Genomic DNA, 14,825 nt, shown 5'->3' on the forward strand with positions numbered 1-14,825 from the left:
GTGTAAATAATACCTTGCCGAATTGGCAAGGTATTATAGTTTTACTTTATTTTGTTTGCTTAGAAGTTGATTCAGTTTCTTTTGCATTGACTGTACTTCTTGTACCTATCATAACTAAATAGCATAGTACAGCAAACAGGCAAGAAATGAAGAGCGAATGTAATAATGCCATTGCTAAACTAGCATTTGTAAATACGACCAAAATCCCTACTATAGCTTGAAGTGTAACAAGGATAAATGAAATAATCCATCCCCAGTATACTACACGCTGCTGCTTGTAATGGCGAATAGCGATAATCATCGCATATAGTATCCAAGCGAAAATTAACATCGCTGCAACTCTATGTCCCATTTGAACCCACTCATGTAGTTGAGTTGGCATAGGTCTACTTTTGCTACATAAAGGGAAGTCTGGACAGGCTAAGGTAGCTCGTTCGTGACGTACTAAAGCTCCTGTGTAGACAACGATATAACTGTAAATTGTTACACCATAAATATGAAATTTCATTTTTTTGTCCATAATAAGTGAACGTGCATCAAATTTCTGATCAATTTCAAAAATAAGACACGTTAACAAGATGACAGAAGCAAATGAAATTAAGGAAATACCGAAATGAATAGCTAATACAGCAGGCATTTGACCCCAAACAACCGCCGCCGCCCCCATTAATGCTTGTGCAACTAAAAATACGAAGGATAAAATTGCTAACGTCTTTGTTTCGCGCACATGTTTATAATATTTCCAGGACAAGATACAAAGAAGAGTAACAAGGATTCCGGCTGATCCAGATGTTAAGCGGTGACTTAGCTCAATAATAGTCTCCATTGATAAATTAGATGGAACAAATTCACCGTTACAAAGAGGCCATGATTTGCCGCATCCTTGGCCTGAACCCGTTTTTGTAACTAAAGCGCCTCCTAGTAAAACTACTAATAAATCGAGACTTGTAATGACTGCTAACCATTTAATAAAGCGTTGCAATCTCTTTCACCATCTTTCTGCTATGAAGTTATTGCGAAATATTTTCATTCCATTATGTATAGAATAAAACGTGCTACAGTCCTATGATATATAAAAAATAATAAAATAGCAAAGAAATGGAGGGCGAGGACAACGTACGTATTATAAAGAAAAAAATGGGATTTAAAATACATATTTTAGGAGGAATTCAGGCTATTTTGAAAAGAAATGGGGAGAATACATGCTAAATATGACAAAATAGTTTATTATAGAAGATAACATCATGTTATGATAAGGATAAATTAGAATAAAGTTTTTTAATGTTCGACACAAAAAGTTCATGTTTTCTTCACAAAATGTTCGGGAAATGTGATTTAATATATTGGAGTATGGGCGTAGATTAGTAGTAGAATGGGTTAACAATATTTCTACTGTAATAATATTGCTATATAGAAGCGAAATATTTCACATGAAATATATGCTTAGAAAGATGATAGGTTTAAGAGGGGGTTAAAGTGATGAACCATGCAACAAGTGAGCTGCATGATGAGTCAGCTGTTTCAATTGTACCGGAAACAACTCGGTTACAAGATTTATCAGCGCTCGTTAAAATGGGGATTGTAAACTCAAATACACTTACTGTATTTACAGGATTTTGGTTGGCTTTACATTTTAATGGATTGAGTGTTATGGACAATCTAGATAAGTTATTTTTCACAATCGTTGGTTCGGCATTAATTATGGCAGGGGTATGTTGTTTAAATAACTACATTGACCGAGATATCGATCCATTAATGGAAAGAACAAAAAACCGTCCAACGGTAACAGGTAAATATAAACCTGGCTTTGCACTTGCATTTGGACTTGTAATTTTACTTCTTGGCTTTGTATTTTTATTACTTACTACACCGATGGCAGTGTTAATCTCATTTATTGGTGCCTTCACATATGTTGTTTTATATACGTTATGGACGAAGAGAAAATATACGTTAAATACTGTTGTAGGTAGTATATCAGGAGCAGTTCCACCTTTAATTGGATGGGCGGCAATTGATCCGTCTTTAAATCATCCAATTGCTTGGATGTTATTTTTAATTATGTTTATTTGGCAAATCCCACATTTCCTCGCATTAGCGATGAAGCGTGTTGATGAATATCGAAATGCAGGAATCCCAATGCTTCCTGTTGTACAGGGATTTGATATTACGAAACGTCAGATTATGATTTGGACAGTATGTTTATTACCACTACCATTTTATATGAGTGGACTTGGAATAACATTCATGGTAATTGCAACATTGCTTAACATCGGATGGATCGCATTAGGGCTTTATGGCTTCCGTCAGCAAGATGACATCAAGTGGTCCGTAAAAATGTTTGTTTATTCCCTGAATTACTTAACAATCTTATTTGTGTCAATGATTGTAGTTACATTCTTCTAAGACAACGACATGATTGGATTTCTTTACGTTGAGATTTACTTTACTTAACTATAAAGTACAATCTAATTCACAAAGAAAGTGGGGGTTGTTTGTATGAAGAAACAGTGGCGACTGCTTTCGTTCGTTTCACTGCTGGCTTTACTGTTAGGGGGATGCGGTAAAGCTTTTCAGTCTACTTTAATTCCGCAAGGGGAAGTAGCAAAAATGCAATATGATTTGCTCTTGCTAGCGAGTGCAATCATGGTAGGAGTAGTACTTGTAGTTACTATTATTTTCTTATATGTAATTGTGCGTTTCCGACAAAAAAAGGGTGAGGAAGATTATATTCCAGAGCAAGTTGAAGGAAATCACAAACTAGAAATTATATGGACAGTCATTCCGATTATTCTTTTGTTAATCTTGGCTGTTCCGACTGTTACATATACATTCAAGCTTGCTGATGTAAGTGCGATGGAGAAAAAGAATATTGATAAAGATACTATCGTTGTTGATGTAACAGCGAATCTTTATTGGTGGGAATTTTCTTATAAATCAGAAAAAATAGTAACTTCTCAAGATTTAGTTATCCCCACAGGTAAGAAAGTGTATTTGAATTTGAAGGGTGCCGATATTAAACATTCGTTTTGGGTTCCATCTTTAGCTGGGAAAATGGATACAAATACAGATAATGTAAACAAAATGTGGTTAAAGGCAGATAAATCGGGCACTTATAATGGTTTTTGTACAGAATTTTGTGGCCCATCACATTCTTTAATGCAGTTCAAAGTGAAAGCTCTGGATGAAAGCGAGTACAAAAAGTGGCTTGCTGACATGAAGAAGATTGATGGAAAAAAAGAAGTAGCTTCTACAAAGGCGCAAGAGGGTCAAGAAATATTTAATAAAAGCTGTATTGGTTGTCATGCAGTTGGATCAAATGATAGTAGACCACCTTCTGCTCGTATCGCACCGAACTTAGCAAACTTCGCAGATCGCGATATGGTTGCTGGTATTGCCGAAAATAATGAAGAGAACTTAAAAAAATGGCTCAAAGATCCTGAAAATATGAAACCAGGTAATAAAATGACTGGTAAATATGGCAACTTAACGGATGATCAAATTAATGCATTAAATGCATATTTACAAACGTTAAAGATTGAAAAATAAAGAGGGATCATTTGCGAAGGGGAGGTTGAAAACGTGAGTTCTGTAGCAAAAAAACAGGGGATGGGTGCTGTCATATGGGATTATTTAACGACAGTAGACCATAAAAAGATTGCCATTCTCTATTTAATTGCAGGTGGATTGTTTTTTGTAATAGGTGGAATAGAAGCACTATTTATTCGCCTGCAGTTAGCGATTCCTAACAATGCTTTTCTTGTTGGGGATGCTTATAATCAAGTATTAACGATGCACGGTACAACAATGATTTTCCTCGCAGCTATGCCACTCGTGTTTGCATTTATGAACGCCGCTGTACCACTTCAAATTGGAGCACGTGATGTGGCGTTCCCGTTTTTGAATTCGCTCGGATTTTGGTTATTTTTCTTTGGTGGATTATTTTTGAATTTAAGTTGGTTTTTAGGAGGAGCGCCTGATGCAGGGTGGACATCGTATGCATCTTTAGCTTTAGCCTCTAAAGGACATGGTGTTGATTTTTATGTACTCGGCTTGCAAATATCAGGTATTGGTACATTAATTGGAGGTATTAACTTCCTTGTTACAATTATTAATATGCGCGCGCCAGGGATGACGTACATGCGCATGCCGATGTTTACATGGACAACATTTGTAACATCTTCACTTATTTTATTTGCATTTCCACCATTAACTGTAGGATTAGGACTTTTAATGTTAGATCGTTTATTTGGCACAAGTTTCTTTAATCCGGCACTAGGTGGGAACACGATTATATGGGAGCATTTATTCTGGATCTTCGGTCATCCGGAAGTATACATTCTTATACTCCCAGCTTTCGGAATATTCTCAGAAATCTTCGCCACATTTTCGAAAAAACGATTATTCGGTTATTCCTCTATGGTGTTCGCGACAGTATTAATAGGGTTTTTAGGATTTATGGTATGGGCGCATCATATGTTTACTGTTGGTCTTGGGCCTGTTGCAAATGCTATCTTCTCGGTTGCAACAATGGCAATTGCAGTTCCAACGGGTATTAAAATATTTAACTGGCTCTTTACAATGTGGGGTGGAAGTATTAGGTTTACAACACCAATGATGTGGGCGGTAGCTTTTATTCCATCCTTCGTTATGGGTGGAGTTACAGGTGTTATGCTTGCTTCTGCACCAGCTGATTATCAGTTTCATGATAACTATTTCGTAGTAGCACACTTTCATTATGTAATTGTTGGTGGTGTTGTATTTGGTTTACTTGCAGGTGCGCATTATTATTGGCCACTTATGTTTAATAAAGTATTAAATGAAACATTAGGTAAGATAACATTTTGGTTATTCTTTATCGGTTTCCATTTAACGTTCTTTATTCAGCATTTCCTAGGTCTAATCGGTATGCCGCGTCGTTACTACACATATCTTGAGGGCCAAGGGTTGGAAATGGGGAATATGATTAGTTCTATCGGAGCTGTGTTTATGGCTCTTGGAACGATTGTTCTTTTATTCAATGTAATAAAAACAACGGTATCAAAAGAGAAGGCTGGCCGTGATCCATGGGATGGACGTACATTAGAATGGACAATGCCAGCACCTACACCGGAATACAATTTTAAACAATTGCCATTTGTTCGCGGGTTAGATCCGTTTTGGATTGAAAAACGTGAAGGTAATAAAGAGATGACAGCAGCGGAACCAGTTGGTGATATTCATATGCCAAATGCTTCATTTTCACCATTTATCATTTCTCTAGGCTTATTCATAGCAGCATTCGGTGCGATGTATATGCAGGGTGGCAAAGATAAATTTTGGTTATTAGTAGCGATTATCGGTTTAATCATTACGTTTGGTACAATGTTCCTTCGTTCAGTAATTGATGATCATGGATATCATATTCATAAGGAAGATTTAGATGATAAGGGGGGCAAGGCGTAATGCATGTAGATGAGAAATTAACGAATGAAACATTTCCAGCAGAGCCTGAAAAAGCAACCCTTGAGGGGAAAAATAAGTTTGTTGGTTTTTGGTTATTTCTTGGAGGCGAAACAGTGTTGTTCGCTTCCTTATTTGGCACATATTTAGCGTTAAAGAACTCTACAAATGGTGGACCAACATCTCAAGAGATGTTTCAAATGCCACTCGTTTTCATTATGACGATGCTTTTGTTAACAAGTAGTTTAACGAGTGTATACGCAATGTATCATATGAAAAATTTTAACTTTAAGAAAATGCAACTTTGGTTACTTGTAACAGTGTTGCTTGGCTTAGGATTTTTGGGGTTTGAAATATATGAGTTTTATCATTATACGCATGAATTTAAGCATACTATGAGAAGTAGTGCATTTGGTTCTGCATTTTATGCTCTTGTTGGTACACACGGGCTCCACGTGTTGTTTGGATTATGTTGGATTTTAACATTAATCTTTAGAAACGCGAAGAGAGGCTTAAATTTATACAACGCACCAAAGTTTTATGTTGCATCAATTTATTGGCACTTTATTGACGTAGTTTGGGTGTTTATTTTCACTGTAGTATATTTGATGGGAATGGTGGGATAAACAATGGCGGTTAAGCAAACGAATAATCCTAAGGTGGATCTTGTTTATCGGAAGAGAAAAAGTGCAGAGGAAATGAAGCACCAAGTTGTTACATTTTCACTAATGATTTTTTTAACATTAGTTGCATTTGCAGCGGTGGCATATCCGAAAACATTTAGCCCGATTTTTTCGGTTCCATTTATATTATTGTTAGCAGTCATTCAAGTTATATTTCAGTTATATTATTTCATGCATATGAGTCATAAAGGGCATGAAGCGGCGAGTTTCTTCTTGTACTCTGGATTGTTAATTGGTTTATTAACAATATTAGCCTTTATGACAATTGTGTGGATTTAAACAGTGATAGTAGGGGGCTCTGATATATCAAAGCCCTCTTTTTATATGAAATATAAGAATTTTGAAAAGGTAGGTGTGGAAATGGAAAACTTATGGGTATTTGGTTTTCAAGCTTTATGGAGTCCAATTTTTTTATTATTTATGATCTCGATTCTTATTAGTTATTTTTTAATTATTGGACCGTATAGAACGCGATTTGAAAATGCGACGAAGGTAAGTAAGAAGCAAATTTTTTATTTTACGACCGGGATTGTTCTTTTGTATGTTGTAAAGGGAGGACCTATTGATTTAATTGGTCATATCATATTTAGTGCACATATGTTTGAGATGGCAGTAATGTATATTGCGGTGCCTCCGTTATTACTGCTTGGTATACCTGTTTGGTTATATCGTTATATTACTTCTTTTAAGTTCGTTCAAATTGTGATAAAGTTTTTTGCTAAGCCGCTTATTGCGTTGTTTGTATTTAATGGCCTGTTTTCCTTTTATCATTTGCCAATTGTTTTTGATGCAGTAAAACAAAGTCAAATAGCGCATCCTATTTGCCTTGCTATATTGTTTTTTGCAGCAATGATGATGTGGTGGCCGATGTTAAATCCACTGCCAGAATATCAAACTTTAAGTGATATTAAGAAGCTTGGTTACATGTTTGCTAATGGTATTTTATTAACGCCAGCTTGTGCGTTAATAATTTTTGCGACTGCACCATTATTTGCAACATATACAGATTCGGCCGCTTGGATGAAGGCAATGGAACTCTGTGTACCGGCGGGTACTTTATCAGATTTAAATATAACTGGACCAGAATTTTTACATTGGATGCCGGTAGTACAAGACCAGCAAACAGGTGGTATTATTATGAAAATTGTTCAGGAAATAGTGTACGGTACGATTATCGGTTATGTGTTCTTTAAATGGGCACGTAGAGAGCGTGAAAAGGATAAAGAGCAGCTGCAAGAGTTACCTCCTTATTTACAGACGAAATAAAAACTAGCGCATCGTGTTAATGCGCTAGTTTTTTTGTTATTCAATAATTTGAAATTCTTTTAACTCTTTTTCAATATTTTGTAGGAGTTGTTCGCTTTTTTGAAGTACATTCGTTGGAAAAATCTCATCATCTCCATATTCAACGCCATGAGGATAATAATGTTTTCCTAATAAGGGTGGCAATAGTTTTACTTGAGCGTGTCTGCCGCCGATGTCACCTTCAACAGCAAATCCTTGTACACGTAAATAATAAATATCCTTTAATATTTCAAATTTATAATCATATGTAACGCGTTCGTAATCCCATTGTCCGGCAAGTACAAAATGATTGTTTTCCATAATCTCAGTTAAAAGAGTTAGATCAACGACTGCATCAGTAAAGTTTGTATTTGTAAATTGCATAGAATACCTCCTTATTTTAATGTTAGTTCATTATTTTTATAATAGTACGAATAATAAGAAAGTGCAATTCGTATTGCGAGAAAAGGGATAATCCAGACTTTTTTCGTGAAAATATGATATAGTGAAAAGAGTACGGTACACACAAAAAAAGGAAATAAAAGGATTTGTGTATATCTCGATTTTATGCTTTGTTCAGGAGGTATATCGTTTGAAGAAATTATTGCGTATCGTAATGATTACATTTTTAATTTTAGCTGTTGATTTATACGGGAAGTTACTCGTGTCACAATATATATTAACCCCATCTCACTCTAAGCAAGAAAATAAAATTGTGAAAAAGAAGAAGCAAGTAAATGAAGAATCCACAGACACTGTTTTAAATATGCTTGGCGGGGACTCTGAGAATTTATTAGCGAAGTGGGGCGAACCATCTCGAATAGAGCCGTCTGCTTATGGATATGAATGGTGGGTGTATAATCAAGATTTAGCTCAGTATGTTCAATTTGGAGTTGCTGAACGTAAAGTTGTAACGGCGTATGTTGCTGGTGAGCAAGTTAAGGTGGCTCCCTATTATATAAATGAAAAGTATGAAGAGGTATATAAAAAGAATCCACTTTCACATGAGATTTCATTAAAAAGAGGAAAGAATAGTTATCAATTTGAGTTATCTGATACGGAAGTAATGGAACAACCGCTAGTACCTGTAGAAGATGGATGGGCACAATTATACTTTGATCACTTTACACATGAGCTTGTTGGTCTTCGTTATATGGATGATGAAACGTTATTACGACAAAGACCATATCAACTTGTTTATTCAGGTGAATTAATAGCGGAACAGCCGCTGACGCCAGAAAAAATGAAGCAAGTAGAAAATGGAAATATGCAACAAATTCTCGATTTAACAAATATTATTCGGAGTCGTCATCAATTACCGTTGTTAACATTGGATCAACAAACTGCAGATGTTGCATTTGGCCATAGTAAAGATATGAAGGATAATAATTATTTTTCGCACGATTCACCTACTTTTGGTACGTTAGGAGATCGCTTGCAACGTGGGCAAGTGGCTTTTCAACTTGCTGGTGAGAATATAGCGGCGCAACATAGTGATGGAATTGCGGCGGTACAGGGTTGGTTAAATAGTGAGGGGCATAGAAAGAATTTATTAAACGAACAATTTACTGGATTAGGTGTTGGGGTATATGATAAATTTTATACTCAAAACTTTATCCGAAAATAAAATGAAACTTTAATCAGTCGGGGCATCCTTCATTGATTATTAGTCTTCACCAATCGGGCTTTAATTGTCCACAAATAGGAAGATAAAAAGGTGCATGAATCGTCTAAAAATAGGCGAACCATGTGCCTTTTTTTTCTTACAATATAGTAGATATACATGAAGAGGTGAGGATTATGCCAACAACAAAAGGGCCGTTACATCCATCGGTTCAACAGTTTAAAGAGTTTGTAAACCATCACCCTAAAATGGTTCATGAGGTTAGAGGTGGTCAAAAAACTTGGCAGCAATTTTATGAAGAATGGTACTTACTTGGTGAAGAAGATCAAATATGGACAGCATATAGACCTGATGGAGCACCTGCTTTTTCTTCGGTAAAAGAAAATAAAGAAGAAAAAGAAAATCGAACAGAAGAGGAAAAAACTGCTGATGTGATGGGGCAAATGCTTTCTTTCTTTAAAAAGCTAGACGTAGAACAAATGCAACATCATTTAGCAAATGTAACGAGTGCGATTGGTAGCGTGCAACAAGTTATTCAACAATTTCAAGGAAACCGTGCGCAGCAAGAACAAAGTACTTCTGAAAATAATCCTTTTTTCTTTCAAAAGGATTAGGGGGAAAGAGAATGAGAGCAGAGCTTATGGAGTTTATAAAAGCTGATGAGGATTTAGCTCGCTATATTCGGGAACAGCCATACTGGTACCGGAAATTGACGCGTAACCCAGAAGAAAAAGAAGCTTTTGAGTTAGCTGCCATGCAGCATTTCAAAAAAACGATACCAGATAAAGTGGAAAAATTTCAAAATCAATTGGCCGTTGCTTCAATTATGATTGATATGTTCCAGTATATGAAGCAGCAAAATACGACGTAATTGGAAGGGAAAACTATGTCCGTTATGCAAAACTTTTGTTACAATAGAATCGGATTATTTAAAAAAGGAGTTGCAGCATGACGGAAATTTGTTTAGTACGACATGGACAAACTGATTGGAACTTTCAAGAGATTATTCAAGGGCGCGAAGATATTCCACTCAATGAAGTTGGGAAGAAGCAAGCGAGTCAAAGTGCAGCTGCCTTGCAAGCGGAATCGTGGGATATAATTATAAGTAGCCCGTTAATTAGAGCGCAAGAAACAGCTAAGGAAATTGCTGGGGCTATTGGATTACCATCTATTTTATTAGATGAGCGATTTATGGAACGTAATTTTGGGGAAGCTTCTGGGAAACCAGTTGCGGCCGTTAGAGAGTTAATTACAGAAGGTAATGTAGAAGGAATGGAACAGGATGAAGAAATCGTAGAGCGCTGTTTTACGGCTTTACAACAGGTTGCAGCAGCACATGGAGATAAACGTATTATCATTGTTGCGCATTCACATGCAATAAAAGCTATTTTACACGCAATTGCACCAAATGAAATTACATTTAAAACGCCGTTAAAAAACGCATGTATTAGCTACGTGAAAGAGAATAGCGGGAAATGGGATGTTCTTAAATATAATATTGCGGAGCATATTAGTGTATAAGAGTGCAAGGAGATTGTATGAAAAGTAATTAGAATCATATCTTTCTTTTAGGTGAGACACTTCAATTAGTAGTTCTGTTCCAAATGTGTTATGATGAATACTCGGAGGTGTCTCTCATGATTGTAGCGACGCTGGAAAGCGTATTGATTTTAGATAAGGCAGAGCAGCTTGCAAAAGCGATCATCTGTTCAGATATAGCAGAAGATTACCGTAAGTATTATAAGGATTTACAAGAAGATATAGAAGTCCAGACGCTAATTCAGCAATTTACAGCGATGAAAGAGCGATACGAAGAAGTGCAACGTTTTGGTAAATATCATCCTGATTATACTTTCGTTTCGACGAAAATGAGGGAATTAAAGCGTTCTGTAGATATGCATGATAAGGTTGCAACTTTTAAAAGAGCAGAAACAGCTTTACAGAAGTTATTAGATGAAGTTAGTGTAGCAATTGGTTCTGAGGTATCTTCTTCCGTTAAAGTTCCAACAGGAAATCCGTTTTTTGATGCGGGTGGCTGTGGCGGTGGTTGTGGTACCGGAGGCGGTTGTGGTTGTAAAAAAACGGGGTAATTTACCCCGTTTTTTAGAATATAGAAGAAAACGTATACAGAGTTTGTTCTTTAATGTCATAAATTTATGATTGGTTTTCATAAAATATAAGAATATAAGTTTTTAAAAGGAGAAGATGGAGAAGATTATGTTCGGGCAACGACAAAGTATGATTGTTTATTTACATTCATTGAAACATGCCAAGATTTTAAGGAAATATGGTAACATTCATTACATATCAAAACGTTTGAAATATGCCGTTGTATATTGTGATATGGAACAAATTGAGCATATGATGCAAAAATTGAATAAACTTCCTTTTGTAAAAAAAGTAGAACAGTCGTATCGCCCATTTTTAAAAACGGAATTCGAAAATTCGCGTCCTGATCGGGCAAAAGAATACGATTATAGCTAAGTAAAAAAATCCCCTGCTAAATTTAGCAGGGGATTTTTTTACTTGAAATAACGTGTTATTTCATTGGAGGAATGAAATTGTTCATTCGTAAAATACCGATTAGATGATTAAAAAATAGTTCTTTTTCAGGGAAAGTTGTTGATGGTTTTACAGTAAAGGGAGTAACTTTTTTCCCTATTTGTTCCGCCATTTCTTCAAATAAAACGACACGTTTACTTTTTTTATTTTCAAGTACAGGAATGCCTTCACGACATATGTATAATGGTTGGAAATCACCAGTAGTTGTCGGTTTTAGTATTACAACAAGTGAACACACTTTTTTTTCGTTTTTTACAGTTTCGAATTGTAACATATGTGTTACACGTTCTTGGTTTGTTTTGGCAATTTCAAGTAATTCATATAAGTCAGAGTAGCCTTCTCCGAGTTCTATAAAGCGTTGAATCATATTTTTTCCTCCTCTTTCTTTTACTGTACCACCTCACTTTTTAAATGAAAAGTAGACAAATAAAAAAACCCTGCAAAGCAGGGCCCTTCTAATACTAGTATGTACTACTAGTAAGAAGGCAAAGGGAGAGGAGAAACCGGAGGAAGAACTTATGGGGAAACGTAAGTCTTCTCCGCGGTTGGCAACAACATCGAAAATGATGTTGTTATATTTATTTATGTCCAATCTAAAATGAAGATATACATAATGAAATTAAAATTTATGTTAGGCTTTTTATTTTTCTTTTTTTTATTTTATGATAGGATAAAAAAGGTAAAGTGGAACTGATGTACATAGAGGGTTGTTGCTTGCAAATAGTGAAATGGATATGAAAGAAATAGCGAGCGATTATTTTAACTGAGGTTTTCAATTAGTTAAATAACAGATTAATGAAAAAATGTATGAAATAGTATGAATCGGTAGCGGTTACCGAATTGAAATGAATTTGCTGTAATCGCTCTATAGATTGAAATAAAGGTAGTGACAACAGATGAGAGTAGTTTCAGGAAAATGTAAAGGGCACCCACTTAAAGCGGTACCTGGTAATACAACGCGTCCAACGACAGATAAAGTGAAAGAATCTATTTTTAATATGATAGGTCCTTATTATGATGGTGGTATCGCTCTTGATTTATTTGGTGGTAGCGGTGGTCTTGGAATTGAGGCCATAAGTAGAGGGATTGATAAAGCGATTTTTGTTGACCGAGATAGTAAAGCGATAAAAGTCATTCATCAAAATTTAGAAAGCTGTAGACTACAAGAACAAGCTGAAGTGTACCGAAATGATGCAGAGCGTGCGGTAAAGGCGCTTATAAAGCGTGAAATCTCATTCGATCTTATACTAATAGACCCTCCATATAAAGCTCAAAAAATTGTGTCTTTAGTTAGTGTAATGGATCAACATGGATTGTTAAATAAAGATGGCATCATTATGGCAGAGCATGGGGATGACGTGGTTTTACCTGATTCTATAGGAGAACTTGTAAAAGTACGGGCAGAAAACTACGGGATTACAGCAATTTCGATTTATAAGTATGAAGGTGAGGGGACAGAATGACAAGTATAGCTATTTCTTCAGGGAGTTTTGATCCAATTACCCTTGGACATTTGGATATTATTAAAAGGGGAGCAAAAGTATTTGATGAAGTATATGTAGTTGTTTTAAACAATTCATCAAAAAAACCATTCTTTTCGGTAGAAGAACGCCTAGAGTTAATTCGAGAGGCGACAAAGGATATTCCGAATGTAAAAGTTGATTCACATAGTGGATTATTGGTGGAATATGCAAAAATGCGTAATGCAAATGCAATATTACGTGGTTTACGAGCAGTTTCTGATTTTGAATATGAGATGCAAATTACTTCAATGAATCGAAAACTAGACGAAAGTATCGAAACCTTCTTCATTATGACAAATAATCAATATTCATTTTTAAGTTCAAGTATTGTGAAAGAAGTTGCGAGATATGGTGGGAGTGTAGTAGACCTTGTTCCTCCGATTGTAGAGCGTGCTTTAAAAGAAAAGTTTAAAACCCCGTTAAAGTGAACGGGGTTTTTCTTTATGAATGCGTAAAAACAATAAGATGACATACAAATATAAACAAAATAAGGTGAAGATTGGTCCGTAGTGTATAAATGATGTCCAAATATCAGTTAGTGTATAAGAATGATTCAATAAAAATACGGGAAGATCTTCTTGCGTAGGCGAGAAAGAATGAACTTTTTCATAAAATGGTCCCCAAAATATAAAAGTGAAAATAGGAGCGAGAATACTTTGGATAATTCGAGCTAAAAAATATGGTTTAAAGCGGATATCTGTCTCCGCTAATATGCTTGCTACTTGTGCCTGAATAGAAAGACCGCTAAATGCTAAAATGAAGCTTGTTACCATCGCTTGTTGAAGAAGTGTTGATTCATTAATTTGACTAATCATTTGGCTTCCAAGCGTCATTTCAAAAATACCGGATAATATCGGAATACTAAATTGGGATGTAAGTTGGAAGAATGATAAAATATGTTGCATAATAAAAGAAAGCGCTTCTGTAATTTTGAAAACAGTAATCATTTTATTTAAAACAGAGAATAAAATAATAAACCCACCAATCATGAGCAATGTTTGAATAGAAGAAACGATAGCGTCACCGAGTAGTTTTCCGATTGGTCTTTTTTCTTGCATACGTGTTTGGTGGAGGATGGAAAAAGGGTTTTGAAAGGCACGCTTTTGATTCGTATGTTTGTCTTTTATGTAAGTATCGTTATTACCATAAAAGCGCATAAGTAATCCGACGATAAAGTTACTTATATAATGTGCTGCTGCTAATACGAGTCCTAATTTCGGATTATTGAAAAAACCAATAGAAACCGCTCCGAAAATAAAAAGTGGATTAGAAGAATTTGTGAAAGATACGAGTCGTTCCGCTTCAATTTGTGTTAGTTGATTGCTCTTGCGTAGTCTAGCGCTTAATTTGGCGCCAGCGGGGAATCCTGAAGCCATTCCCATTGCCCAAACAAATCCGCCTACCCCTGGAACACGAAACAGTGGACGCATTAGTGGTTCTAATATAACACCGATAAATTTTACAATACCAATACTGATTAGAAGTTCCGCAATGATGAAAAACGGTAGTAGTGAAGGGAATACAACTTCCCACCATATATTTAACCCGCGAATTGAAGCTTGCAAAGCATCTTGGGGGTGAAGTACAAGAGAAAAGGTTAAAAACAACATTGATATGGTAAGAAAAGCAGTTTTCCATTTTTCGTACATGTAAGAAAATCCCCCTTTGTCCCAAAAACGTTCATTTCAGTATACGTGGATATGTGGTGAA

General features: G+C 35.7%; 18 protein-coding genes. 14 read left to right on the plus strand and 4 right to left on the minus strand.

Annotation, left to right across the window (positions count from 1 at the left end; all coding sequences use genetic code 11):
• Positions 1-46: 46 nt before the first annotated feature.
• Positions 47-982, minus strand: a complete 936-nt coding sequence (gene ctaA, locus AC1DS7_RS19575) for a heme A synthase (RefSeq protein ID WP_002088309.1) — start codon at positions 980-982, stop codon at positions 47-49.
• Between the two features lie 497 nt (positions 983-1,479).
• Here ctaA and cyoE point away from each other — a divergent pair, with 497 nt between their 5' ends.
• From cyoE to ctaG, 6 genes are all read left to right on the plus strand, one after another.
• Entirely contained in the window at positions 1,480-2,403 is a 924-nt protein-coding gene (gene cyoE / locus AC1DS7_RS19580) for a heme o synthase (protein ID WP_002142959.1), read from the plus strand.
• A 93-nt stretch (positions 2,404-2,496) separates the two neighbouring features.
• Positions 2,497-3,546, plus strand: a complete 1,050-nt coding sequence (coxB, locus tag AC1DS7_RS19585; protein WP_002088304.1) for a cytochrome c oxidase subunit II — start codon at positions 2,497-2,499, stop codon at positions 3,544-3,546.
• Positions 3,547-3,606: 60 nt separating this feature from the next.
• On the plus strand, positions 3,607-5,442 hold the full coding sequence (gene ctaD, locus AC1DS7_RS19590; RefSeq protein ID WP_002014777.1) for a cytochrome c oxidase subunit I: 1,836 nt from the start codon (positions 3,607-3,609) through the stop codon (positions 5,440-5,442).
• Positions 5,442-6,065: a cytochrome c oxidase subunit III gene (ctaE, locus tag AC1DS7_RS19595; protein ID WP_000557861.1), complete on the plus strand. Its 624-nt coding sequence runs from the start codon at positions 5,442-5,444 to the stop codon at positions 6,063-6,065. Before ctaD ends, ctaE begins: the two co-directional genes overlap by 1 nt.
• 3 nt (positions 6,066-6,068) lie before the next feature.
• On the plus strand, positions 6,069-6,401 hold the full coding sequence (ctaF, locus tag AC1DS7_RS19600; protein WP_002014776.1) for a cytochrome c oxidase subunit IVB: 333 nt from the start codon (positions 6,069-6,071) through the stop codon (positions 6,399-6,401).
• 81 nt (positions 6,402-6,482) lie between these two features.
• A complete protein-coding gene (ctaG, locus tag AC1DS7_RS19605) occupies positions 6,483-7,388 on the plus strand; it encodes a cytochrome c oxidase assembly factor CtaG (protein WP_012261616.1) in 906 nt (301 codons plus the stop codon).
• 36 nt (positions 7,389-7,424) lie between these two features.
• Here ctaG and AC1DS7_RS19610 read toward each other — a convergent pair whose 3' ends face one another.
• Positions 7,425-7,790, minus strand: a complete 366-nt coding sequence (locus AC1DS7_RS19610; RefSeq protein WP_002014773.1) for a YugN family protein — start codon at positions 7,788-7,790, stop codon at positions 7,425-7,427.
• A 208-nt stretch (positions 7,791-7,998) separates the two neighbouring features.
• Here AC1DS7_RS19610 and AC1DS7_RS19615 point away from each other — a divergent pair, with 208 nt between their 5' ends.
• The 6 genes from AC1DS7_RS19615 to AC1DS7_RS19640 all read left to right on the plus strand — a co-directional run bounded on the left by AC1DS7_RS19615 (position 7,999) and on the right by AC1DS7_RS19640 (position 11,514).
• The gene (locus tag AC1DS7_RS19615) at positions 7,999-9,033 is read left to right on the plus strand and encodes a CAP domain-containing protein (RefSeq protein ID WP_002142956.1); all 1,035 of its coding nucleotides are present in this window, start codon (positions 7,999-8,001) and stop codon (positions 9,031-9,033) included.
• A gap of 173 nt (positions 9,034-9,206) precedes the next feature.
• Positions 9,207-9,644 (plus strand): YlbD family protein, encoded by a 438-nt coding sequence (gene ylbD / locus AC1DS7_RS19620; protein ID WP_002014771.1) that lies wholly within the window; start codon positions 9,207-9,209, stop codon positions 9,642-9,644.
• Positions 9,645-9,655: 11 nt separating this feature from the next.
• Positions 9,656-9,901, plus strand: coding sequence for a YlbE-like family protein (locus tag AC1DS7_RS19625; protein ID WP_002014770.1), 246 nt, complete (start codon positions 9,656-9,658; stop codon positions 9,899-9,901).
• 77 nt (positions 9,902-9,978) lie between these two features.
• A complete protein-coding gene (locus AC1DS7_RS19630) occupies positions 9,979-10,551 on the plus strand; it encodes a histidine phosphatase family protein (protein ID WP_002014767.1) in 573 nt (190 codons plus the stop codon).
• 116 nt (positions 10,552-10,667) lie between these two features.
• Positions 10,668-11,120: a YlbF/YmcA family competence regulator gene (locus tag AC1DS7_RS19635; protein ID WP_002014765.1), complete on the plus strand. Its 453-nt coding sequence runs from the start codon at positions 10,668-10,670 to the stop codon at positions 11,118-11,120.
• Between the two features lie 127 nt (positions 11,121-11,247).
• Positions 11,248-11,514: a YlbG family protein gene (locus AC1DS7_RS19640; RefSeq protein ID WP_002088292.1), complete on the plus strand. Its 267-nt coding sequence runs from the start codon at positions 11,248-11,250 to the stop codon at positions 11,512-11,514.
• A gap of 55 nt (positions 11,515-11,569) precedes the next feature.
• Here the strand turns inward: AC1DS7_RS19640 and AC1DS7_RS19645 are convergent, their stop codons facing one another.
• Positions 11,570-11,959 (minus strand): DUF7147 family protein, encoded by a 390-nt coding sequence (locus tag AC1DS7_RS19645; RefSeq protein WP_002014762.1) that lies wholly within the window; start codon positions 11,957-11,959, stop codon positions 11,570-11,572.
• Positions 11,960-12,488: 529 nt separating this feature from the next.
• Here AC1DS7_RS19645 and rsmD point away from each other — a divergent pair.
• Together rsmD and coaD are read left to right on the plus strand one after the other, a co-directional pair.
• Positions 12,489-13,055: a 16S rRNA (guanine(966)-N(2))-methyltransferase RsmD gene (gene rsmD / locus AC1DS7_RS19650; protein WP_001266992.1), complete on the plus strand. Its 567-nt coding sequence runs from the start codon at positions 12,489-12,491 to the stop codon at positions 13,053-13,055.
• On the plus strand, positions 13,052-13,543 hold the full coding sequence (gene coaD, locus AC1DS7_RS19655; RefSeq protein ID WP_002142952.1) for a pantetheine-phosphate adenylyltransferase: 492 nt from the start codon (positions 13,052-13,054) through the stop codon (positions 13,541-13,543). The genes rsmD and coaD overlap by 4 nt, the downstream gene beginning before the upstream one ends.
• Here coaD and ylbJ read toward each other — a convergent pair.
• Complete coding sequence (ylbJ, locus tag AC1DS7_RS19660) at positions 13,535-14,764, minus strand: sporulation integral membrane protein YlbJ (RefSeq protein WP_002033736.1); 1,230 nt, start codon at positions 14,762-14,764, stop codon at positions 13,535-13,537. The genes coaD and ylbJ overlap by 9 nt on opposite strands.
• Between the last annotated feature and the right edge of the window lie 61 nt (positions 14,765-14,825).

The sequence above is a fragment of the Bacillus sp. P4_E1 genome, assembly GCF_056401715.1.

Bases quoted from the DNA above. Each gene is read 5' to 3' on its own strand.
- ylbJ (WP_002033736.1), bottom strand. From the start codon at position 14,764: ATGTACGAAAAATGGAAAACTGCTTTTCTTACCATATCAATGTTGTTT.
- AC1DS7_RS19630 (WP_002014767.1), top strand. From the start codon at position 9,979: ATGACGGAAATTTGTTTAGTACGACATGGACAAACTGATTGGAACTTT.
- AC1DS7_RS19640 (WP_002088292.1), top strand. From the start codon at position 11,248: ATGTTCGGGCAACGACAAAGTATGATTGTTTATTTACATTCATTGAAA.
- AC1DS7_RS19645 (WP_002014762.1), bottom strand. From the start codon at position 11,959: ATGATTCAACGCTTTATAGAACTCGGAGAAGGCTACTCTGACTTATAT.
- coaD (WP_002142952.1), top strand. From the start codon at position 13,052: ATGACAAGTATAGCTATTTCTTCAGGGAGTTTTGATCCAATTACCCTT.
- rsmD (WP_001266992.1), top strand. From the start codon at position 12,489: ATGAGAGTAGTTTCAGGAAAATGTAAAGGGCACCCACTTAAAGCGGTA.
- cyoE (WP_002142959.1), top strand. From the start codon at position 1,480: ATGAACCATGCAACAAGTGAGCTGCATGATGAGTCAGCTGTTTCAATT.
- ctaE (WP_000557861.1), top strand. From the start codon at position 5,442: ATGCATGTAGATGAGAAATTAACGAATGAAACATTTCCAGCAGAGCCT.
- AC1DS7_RS19625 (WP_002014770.1), top strand. From the start codon at position 9,656: ATGAGAGCAGAGCTTATGGAGTTTATAAAAGCTGATGAGGATTTAGCT.
- ctaD (WP_002014777.1), top strand. From the start codon at position 3,607: ATGGGTGCTGTCATATGGGATTATTTAACGACAGTAGACCATAAAAAG.
- AC1DS7_RS19610 (WP_002014773.1), bottom strand. From the start codon at position 7,790: ATGCAATTTACAAATACAAACTTTACTGATGCAGTCGTTGATCTAACT.
- AC1DS7_RS19635 (WP_002014765.1), top strand. From the start codon at position 10,668: ATGATTGTAGCGACGCTGGAAAGCGTATTGATTTTAGATAAGGCAGAG.
- ylbD (WP_002014771.1), top strand. From the start codon at position 9,207: ATGCCAACAACAAAAGGGCCGTTACATCCATCGGTTCAACAGTTTAAA.
- ctaG (WP_012261616.1), top strand. From the start codon at position 6,483: ATGGAAAACTTATGGGTATTTGGTTTTCAAGCTTTATGGAGTCCAATT.
- ctaF (WP_002014776.1), top strand. From the start codon at position 6,069: ATGGCGGTTAAGCAAACGAATAATCCTAAGGTGGATCTTGTTTATCGG.
- coxB (WP_002088304.1), top strand. From the start codon at position 2,497: ATGAAGAAACAGTGGCGACTGCTTTCGTTCGTTTCACTGCTGGCTTTA.